Origin of the sequence: Bacteroides cellulosilyticus DSM 14838 (assembly GCF_000158035.1) — a bacterium.
Taxonomy (GTDB): Bacteria; Bacteroidota; Bacteroidia; order Bacteroidales; family Bacteroidaceae; genus Bacteroides; species Bacteroides cellulosilyticus.
Genome location: NZ_EQ973491.1, coordinates 1,098,432 through 1,107,203, shown reverse-complemented (window position 1 = coordinate 1,107,203; position 8,772 = coordinate 1,098,432). Strand labels below are relative to the sequence as shown.

Here is an 8,772-nt window from a genome sequence, read left to right as displayed (position 1 = left end):
CTTAGGGTACCTCAGTATGATACTTAGGGTATCTCAGTCGTATACTTAGGGTACCTCAGTTGCAGTCTTAGAACGCCTCAACACAACACAATAATATTCAATCAGTTACAAAATATATCTTTTGCGACCTTTATAATTAATAAATTCAGACAGAAGAACCGACAGTTTATCATTAAACAAGTAAATATTAAACAATATAGCATGAATATAATCAATTCAATCAACGATATTCTCTGGACTTATATCCTTATCGCTCTGCTTTTGGGATGTGCCTTTTGGTTCACGCTGAAAACCCGCTTCGTACAGTTCCGCATGATAGGTGAAATGGTACGTTTACTGGGTGATTCGGCAGGAACGAATGGAAAGCCGGGTGAAAAGCATATCTCTTCATTCCAGGCATTTGCCATCTCCATTGCCAGCCGTGTAGGTACGGGCAATCTGGCGGGTGTGGCCACTGCCATCGCTGTAGGCGGGCCGGGAGCAGTGTTCTGGATGTGGGTCATTGCCCTGTTTGGTGCTGCCAGTTCATTCGTAGAGTCCACATTGGCACAATTATATAAGGTAAGAGGCAAAGACTCTTTCATTGGCGGTCCCGCTTATTATATGCGAAAAGGATTGAAACAACCGTGGATGGGTACTGTGTTTGCCGTACTCATTACGATCACTTTCGGCTTCGCCTTCAACTCCGTACAAAGCAATACGCTGTGTGCAGCTTTTGAACATGCATTCGGTTTCGACCACGCCATCGTAGGAGGGGTTATTACCATAGCCACACTGCTTATTATCTTCGGTGGTGTACAGCGCATTGCTAAAGTAAGCAGCATTATTGTTCCCGTTATGGCATTGGGATATATTGCTTTGGCACTGATCATTGTAGCTATCAATATCACTGAACTTCCTGCCGTTATCAAACTCATCGTTAGCCATGCCTTCGGCTGGCAACAGGCATTGGGTGGTGGCGTAGGTATTGCATTGATGCAAGGCATCAAGCGGGGATTGTTCAGCAATGAAGCCGGTATGGGTTCCGCTCCCAATGTGGCAGCCACTGCACACGTCACACATCCCGTAAAGCAAGGGCTGATACAGACCTTGGGCGTTTTCACCGATACATTAATTATATGTACCTGCACCGCGTTCATTATACTTTTCAGCGGTGCGCCACTGGACGGCTCTACCAATGGAGTACAACTTACGCAACAGGCACTGACGAACGAGATTGGTTCGGCAGGAAGTATTTTTGTTGCTATTGCTTTGTTTTTCTTCGCCTTCAGCAGCATTCTGGGTAATTATTATTATGGAGAAGCCAATGTACGTTATCTTACCCGTAAGAAATGGATATTGAACATCTACCGTATTCTGGTAGGTGGTATGGTGCTATTTGGTGCACTCGCCGCACTGGATGTGGCCTGGAGTCTGGCAGATGTCACCATGGGATTGATGGCGCTCTGTAACCTGATTGCCATCAGCCTGCTCGGTAAATACGCTTTTAAACTGCTGGAAGACTACCGTGCACAGAAACGGGCGGGTATCAAAGACCCTGTTTTCACAAAAGACCGCCTCAAAGAGGTAGAAAATGACATAGAGTGCTGGTAAGAGATTTATGATTTATAAATTATGATTTATACAATTGTTGGTGTAAATCAACTTATTTCGTACTTTTGCAATCGCAATTGCCCCGGCAATTATAAATCATAAATCATAAAACATAAATAAGATGGGTATATTTGCCAAACTATTTAAAAAGAATTCCGAGGGTACTTCCTCCAAAAACGTGGAAGATTTCGTGTCACTGACACGCGTTTATTTCCAGTCCGTGATTGCCGCTAATCTGGGAATTACGAACATTCGTTTCGTGCCGGATGTAGCCAACTTCAAACGCCTGTTCAAAATACCGACTCAGGGCGGACGACTGGGACAAGCCGAAAAGACTGCTTCACGCAAAATGCTGATGCAGGACTATGGACTGAGTGAAAACTTCTTCAAGGAAATCGACGCTTCCGTAAAGAAGCATTGCCGCACGCAGAATGATGTGCAGGCATACTTGTTTATGTATCAAGGCTTCTCACAAGACCTGATGATGTTGATGGGTAACTTGATGCAATGGAAGTTCCGCGTGCCCTCTGTTTTTAAAGGCGCACTGCGCAGTATGACCGAAAAGACCGTACATGACGTCTGCACCAAAACCGTATGGAAAAAGGACGATGTACATAAGACGGCTATGGCAGTCCGCCAATATAAAGAGCGTCTGGGATACTCCGAGCAGTGGATGACAGAATACGTGTACAACGTTGTATTACTGGCTAAAAAAGAACCCAAAAACAAAGCCACGGAAGAGAAATAAGTTTGAAATATCTATCAGGTAAAAACTGTTATCAAAAGAAAAAGTTTTCTAAAGAAACAATCAATAGAAAGGGCGAGAAATGATTTCCTCGCCTTTTTTTGTTATTTTTATGCAACTTTTTTGCTCGAAGGAGCAACAACACTTTATGCAAAGAGATTGTTGTAAGATATAGCGGACTTTATCCGCTAAGCCACAGGCTACAAGCTATCAGTGACAAACCATTGCACTGGGTAAGTTAAAAAACTCTGATAAGTTGATAGTTCAAAACCTATTAGTTCAAGTAATCTGATTATTCAGAAGATTTCATAATTCAGAAGATTTGAGAATTCAAATAGCTTGATTTAGGCTCAATAAGTCAGGCAGCCTGAAAGGCTTTCATTATATAGCGTAGGGCATCGCCCTACGGATTGAATTACCTGTCTCTGAGCCCCGAAAGGGCGAAATAAAGGCAACTAACTCGATTTCGCCCTTTCAGGGCTTATTGAGAAATATATACTATTTACGTAGGGCGATGCCCTACGCTATATAATGGAAGCCTTTCAGGCTATCAGAGTTATCTGTAGCTTATAATTTGTAACTCGTAGCTCGTAGTTTATAGCTTGCAGTTCGCAGCTCGCAACTATTTCAGTATTAATCATTAAAAAACAACCGCTTATGAAACAAAAGAAAATGCTTGCACTCACTTTATCCCAGTTGAAGCAACTTTATCGAAATGAACTTCCCGAAATTGTACGCATCGCCGAACAGAGCGACGGTACGGAAAGCTTCAAACAAGGCATTTCGGAATTCATTACCAATCAGGCTGATACGGAAAGTGAAGTTGTCAGGCAAATTCGACTTCTGATTGAATATGACGGCCAGGAAGTCCATGAACTTTCTACCGATGAACAAATGATTGTTTCTACCCTGTCACTTCTATACGCGTTTCTTACCGGAAATCTGGAAGAAGATGTAGAAACAGATGTGTTCCTGGATATTTTCCAGCAATTCAAACGCTTACAGCATCCTGCTGCCCCACTCCCCGCACCCCAACGCGTCAAAGCGTGGACCGAGCGCTGGCCCAGCGGACTGGACGAAGACGTACAACTGATCCATGCCAAAAATAAAGAGCGTATTCTGCACGCATTGATACAGAAGATAGAGCACCGGACCGCTGTTTCCCGCTACCAATTTGAAGAGGGCATCAGCTACGAAGAGAAATATCGCCTCGTCAACGAATGGTGGAATGACTTCCGTTTCCATCTGGCCATGGCTGCCAAAAGCCCTACAGAACTGAATCGATTTCTGGGCAATTCACTTTCTGCCGAAACTATGTATCTGTTATCTCGTGCTCGCAAGAAAGGAATGCCTTTCTTCGTTACGCCTTACTATCTGCACTTGTTAAATCCCGGTAGCACAGGATACAACGATGAATCTCTGCGCAGCTACATCCTCTACTCCCCGCAACTGGTGGAAACCTACGGACAAATCCGCGCCTGGGAACGTGAAGACATAGTAGAAGCCGGAAAACCCAATGCTGCCGGCTGGCTCCTGCCCGACGGGCACAATATTCACCGTCGTTATCCGGAAGTAGCCATCCTCATTCCCGACACCATGGGACGCGCTTGTGGCGGGCTTTGTGCTTCATGCCAGCGTATGTATGACTTCCAGAGTAAACGACTTAATTTTGAGTTTGACTCCCTGCGCCCTAAAGAAATATGGGAGAAGAAATTGCGCCGTCTGATGACTTACTTCGAGGAAGATACCCAATTGCGTGACATCCTCATCACAGGTGGAGATGCCCTCATGAGTCAGAACAAGACGCTGAACACAATTCTGGAAGCCGTTTACCGTATGGCTGCCCGTAAACGGAAAGCCAATCAGGAACGCCCGGAAGGAGAAAAGTATGCCGAATTACAGCGTATCCGCCTCGGATCGCGTTTGCCAGCTTATCTGCCAATGCGTATCAACAATGAATTGGTAGAAATTCTGCGAACTTTCAAGGAGAAAGCATCCGTCATCGGTATCCGTCAGTTCATTATTCAAACGCATTTCCAAACGCCACTGGAAGTTACTCCCGAGGCAAAGGAAGGTATTCGCAAATTATTATCGGCAGGCTGGCTGATTACCAACCAACTTGTGTATAACGTAGCTGCCTCACGTCGGGGACATACCACTCGCCTACGCCAGGTACTTAACGAACTGGGAGTTGTCTGTTACTATACATTCTCCGTAAAAGGTTTCGAAGAAAACAACGCAGTCTTTACACCAAACAGCCGTTCCATGCAGGAACAGCAAGAAGAAAAGCGTTTCGGCAAACTGAATAAAGAAGAAGCCTTCAACCTGTCTGCATCGCTCGAAACCGCACTTGATCCTGCATACTGCATCCGCCACTTCCTGAAGATACATCATCTTCCGTTTCTTGCCACAGACCGCAGCGTGTTAAACCTGCCCGCCATTGGCAAGAGCATGACGTTCAATCTGGTGGGAATGACCGAAGACGGAAAGCGCATCCTTCGTTTCGACCACGACGGAACACGTCGCCACAGCCCGATAATCAATCAGCTCGGACAGGTATATATCGTAGAGAATAAGTCCATAGCCGCGTACCTGCGACAACTGCGTGCCATGGGAGAAGATGTGGAAGACTACGCAAGTATCTGGAATTATACAGAAGGCAAAACCGAATCACGGTTCAGCCTGTACGAATATCCGGACTTCCCTTTCCGCATCACAGAAAAGATGAGTAATTTGGAAATAGCAGAGTAACTTCCGGAAATAATCTATACTTTTGCATAAGAAAATCACAGAGTCGTCTGAGAAGTCTGAATCATATTCCGGGCTTTTCAGACATTTTTTATCCTAAAAATAGTAAGTATGGAAATCGAGCGACACCCTTTAGAACCCTTTCTTCCTGCTAACGCCCGTTTGCTGATGCTGGGAAGTTTTCCACCTCAAAAGAAAAGGTGGTCGATGGAGTTTTACTACCCGAACTGGAACAATGATATGTGGCGGATTGTAGGACTCCTGTTTTTCAATGATAAGAACCATTTTCTGAACGAAGCGGCAAAAGCTTTCGACAAAGATCGCATTATCCCTTTCCTACAAGAAAAAGGTATTGCCCTATTTGATACAGCTACCGCCATACGACGGTTGCAGGACAATGCATCCGACAAATTTCTGGAAGTTGTAGAACCTACGGATATCGAGGGTATGCTCCGTCGCTTACCGGAATGTAAAGCCATAGTTACTACAGGTGAGAAAGCAACGGAAACTTTATGCGAACAGTTCTCTCTTGAAAAGCCGAAAGTGGGAGATTTTACAGAGTTTGTTTTTGATGGCAGACCTATGCGACTCTATCGGATGCCTTCTTCTTCGCGCGCTTATCCGCTTGCTTTAGAAAAAAAAGCAGCAGCCTACCGCATTATGTATCAGGACTTACAGATGTTATAAGACGAGAGAGCGTTAAAATAATCGCTCATCTCTCTTGCATATTTGAAAGTTTACATTACCTTTGCAGCCGCAAACACGGGAGTAGCTCAGTTGGTAGAGCACTGGTCTCCAAAACCAGGTGTCGGGAGTTCGAGCCTCTCCTCCCGTGCAAGATGAAAATAGCTGCAAGTAAAAACTTGCAGCTATTTTTGTTTATAAACCCGTCATAAACGAGTATTCAAAGCCTGTCATTTCAAATCTACAGTCTGGGTAAAGCTTTGACCGAAACGATTTGTTGCTACGATCTTCACTGATTTAGCCTTATCCGTAGGACGTACCCGGAATAAGTGCGATGTATGATACCCTGTAGCCTTTCCTTCTTTCATTGTAATATAATCCTGATCCTCATCGTCAAAAGCCTCCATTACACCCGGTTTCTCAACACCGTCTTCATAGTAGGATAACTTCCATGCCGGATCATAATCCCAGACATTAACCACCAGATACTTAGGTTGGCTCTGAAACTCACCCGGCTTATACACACGAAACTGATAATCGAATGGACGACCAGTAGCCTTATACTGCCAGGAGATGTCATCACCGGTCACATTCACCACCAGATAACCATTGGGAGCACCGCAACGATTTACATCTCCTGCCCACCAGGCACCACAAGCTGCACCAATATTATGTTCATAGATAACAGGAGTCACAATGCGGTTTTCATAAAAATGAGTATGACCGACAAAGATATGCGTCTTATAATCTTTTAGTATCTCAAAAAGTTGTTCGGCATTACGGGCATTAGCTCCTCCTCTACCCGTACTGTTAGCCGTAGGAGCATGAAGATTCAACAGTACGGTAGTACCCGGCTTCACATAGCTCAGATCCTTTTTCAACCATTCCAATTGTTCAGGGGTAAACTGCTCCGTATATTTCTTCTTACCTTTATAGTCTATGTCCTTCATCGAAATAATATGCACTTTCCCTACATTAAGAGAATAATCCGTTGGTCCAAAATGGTCACCGAACACCGATTCTCCGTATTCTTCCTTATTCGTAGCAAGGCTCAGTGCCGTATATTGCTGATCAAAGTCGTGATTACCAATCACATGATACATAGTTAAATCTAAATCAGAGATAACCTTCTTATATGAATCATACAAAGGCATAACATCCCAGACGATATCTCCCAGAACCATTCCGTAGACTTCCTGCGAAGATAATTGCTTCAATGTTTCCTTCAAATCAACCACAGTTTCCGAAGCAAAGCGATCCAGCTGTTCCTCATTTCTTGCCTGCGGATCAGAGATAGCTATAAAGGTAAAATCCTGAACCGGCTGTTCTCTCTTCACCAAGCTGAAATCACAACGATTCTTTTTCTTTTTTGCATCAATCCGGGCATAATAGCCAACAGGTAATGCATTCTCTACATTAGTTTTGTAGTCCGCCGGAACAGAAAGATAAACGAATTTAGACTGTGCGGGATCAGATACCAACTGATAACGCCCTTTATCATCAGTCTGCGTAAAATTAACGCCATCTGTCACAACAACACCTGCGACAGGTTGTTTCTGCGTATCTGTCACCACACCACTTACGGCAATCTCTTTTTTAACGGGTTGGTTTGCTGCATACCCTCCTGCTGCAAATAAATTCAGCAAAAGCAGCAAGGATAAAAAACGAATTGATTTCATGTTTCTTCTCTTTTTAGAATTTTAATTTCACGGCAAAGTAAGCCCTAAAAAGCAAAAGAAAGATGTCATTCACATTACATTCCTATAACACGCCCCGATTCATTAACGAATGTCAATCAGTTTATGTGTTTGCAGACTTAACCGCCATTTAGGATGTTGCATGACACACGCCACTGTTTCCGCAGTATTACTACATGAACAGGGTTGCAGAAAGAAATATTCAGCAGGAAGCAACTCGTAGACTTCAATGTCCTGACCTTCGTAAACGACCTTCACCTCATCCATACGGGTGATCCCCAACTTCACCCCTTGCTTGGGAGAACAAGTCACCCAATCAATATTTTGGGGCAATGGGTTCGTTCCATTCGTTTCGATACAGACATACTTTCCCGCCTGGTGCAAACGGTCGATAAAAACCTCATCAATCCAGAGAGAAGGTTCTCCACCCGTCAAGATAACCGTAACAGCCGGATACTTTCCTACTTCGGCAATAATTTCATCATCGGACATCAGCACACCTTCTTCATGCCGTGTATCGCAAAAAGAGCATTTCAGATTGCAACCGGAAAAGCGGATAAAGACAGCAGGCGTGCCGGTGTGATAGCCTTCACCCTGCAAGCTATAAAAAATCTCATTAATCTTTCTCATAAAAAATATTTGTGCCGGCTTTCAGTAGGGTTATTCTTTCTCATAAGTGGCTACATTGGATTCAGATTCCTGCACCTCGACTTTAAAGCAAGTAGGTATCTGCTCGCATATCCAGCGGGCTATATTCTCTGCGGTAGGATTGAATGGAAGAACTTCATTCAAATTACGGTGATCTAGCTTTCCTTTCACCGTTTCTTTGATGTGACTGAAATCAACTACCATTCCATCGGCATTGAGTTCCCGGGAACGGCAGTAGACTGTGATAATCCAATTGTGACCATGCAGATCCTCACATTTGCTGCGATAGGAAAGTTTCAGGCTATGGGCAGCTGATATTTCCATGCGTTTGATAACTGTATACATATTCTTGTTAATACGCTAATTAAGAAAATACTTTGTCTGTTGTCGCACCTAATGTCACCTCGGCACGGCACAAAAGTACAAAAATTCTAAGGATTACAGTTTAAATCTTCCGCTTTTATTCGTAAACACAAAGTGAATTGGCAACCTTACGCTCCCCTTTATTATCATAAAGTTTATTATCAGTAAGTTTGTTTACAATTCCATTATCCGGTGCAGAAGCACTCCAAAGTGTAGTAGAGCCACCACCATCCAGATTCAAAGCTTTCTTTGCACCCAATACACGGAGAAGATGTGTCAACTCAGGGATATTGA

At 43.9% G+C, this 8,772-nt stretch carries 8 protein-coding genes and 1 tRNA gene; 5 read left to right on the top strand and 4 right to left on the bottom strand.

Features of this window, described 5'->3' with window-relative positions:
- Nucleotides 1–201: 201 nt before the first annotated feature.
- The 5 genes from BACCELL_RS16460 to BACCELL_RS16440 all read left to right on the top strand — a co-directional run bounded on the left by BACCELL_RS16460 (nt 202) and on the right by BACCELL_RS16440 (nt 5,921).
- Nucleotides 202–1,593 carry an alanine/glycine:cation symporter family protein gene (locus BACCELL_RS16460; protein WP_007213064.1) on the top strand — a complete coding sequence of 464 codons (1,392 nt, stop codon included), beginning with the start codon at nt 202–204 and terminating at the stop codon, nt 1,591–1,593.
- A 121-nt stretch (nt 1,594–1,714) separates the two neighbouring features.
- Complete coding sequence (locus tag BACCELL_RS16455) at nt 1,715–2,341, top strand: hypothetical protein (RefSeq protein ID WP_007213063.1); 627 nt, start codon at nt 1,715–1,717, stop codon at nt 2,339–2,341.
- 654 nt (nt 2,342–2,995) lie between these two features.
- On the top strand, nt 2,996–5,089 hold the full coding sequence (locus BACCELL_RS16450) for a KamA family radical SAM protein (protein WP_007213061.1): 2,094 nt from the start codon (nt 2,996–2,998) through the stop codon (nt 5,087–5,089).
- A gap of 108 nt (nt 5,090–5,197) precedes the next feature.
- Nucleotides 5,198–5,773, top strand: coding sequence for a uracil-DNA glycosylase family protein (locus BACCELL_RS16445; protein WP_007213060.1), 576 nt, complete (start codon nt 5,198–5,200; stop codon nt 5,771–5,773).
- A 75-nt stretch (nt 5,774–5,848) separates the two neighbouring features.
- Nucleotides 5,849–5,921, top strand: a tRNA-Trp gene (locus BACCELL_RS16440).
- A gap of 79 nt (nt 5,922–6,000) precedes the next feature.
- Here BACCELL_RS16440 and BACCELL_RS16435 read toward each other — a convergent pair.
- The 4 genes from BACCELL_RS16435 to BACCELL_RS16420 all read right to left on the bottom strand — a co-directional run.
- Nucleotides 6,001–7,449, bottom strand: coding sequence for a calcineurin-like phosphoesterase C-terminal domain-containing protein (locus tag BACCELL_RS16435; protein WP_007213059.1), 1,449 nt, complete (start codon nt 7,447–7,449; stop codon nt 6,001–6,003).
- Between the two features lie 102 nt (nt 7,450–7,551).
- A complete protein-coding gene (locus tag BACCELL_RS16430; RefSeq protein ID WP_007213058.1) occupies nt 7,552–8,097 on the bottom strand; it encodes a 7-carboxy-7-deazaguanine synthase QueE in 546 nt (181 codons plus the stop codon).
- A gap of 30 nt (nt 8,098–8,127) precedes the next feature.
- The gene (gene queD / locus BACCELL_RS16425; RefSeq protein WP_007213057.1) at nt 8,128–8,460 is read right to left on the bottom strand and encodes a 6-carboxytetrahydropterin synthase QueD; all 333 of its coding nucleotides are present in this window, start codon (nt 8,458–8,460) and stop codon (nt 8,128–8,130) included.
- Nucleotides 8,461–8,575: 115 nt separating this feature from the next.
- The coding region (locus BACCELL_RS16420; RefSeq protein WP_007213056.1) for a phosphodiester glycosidase family protein at nt 8,576–8,772 on the bottom strand (197 nt) is incomplete at its 5' end.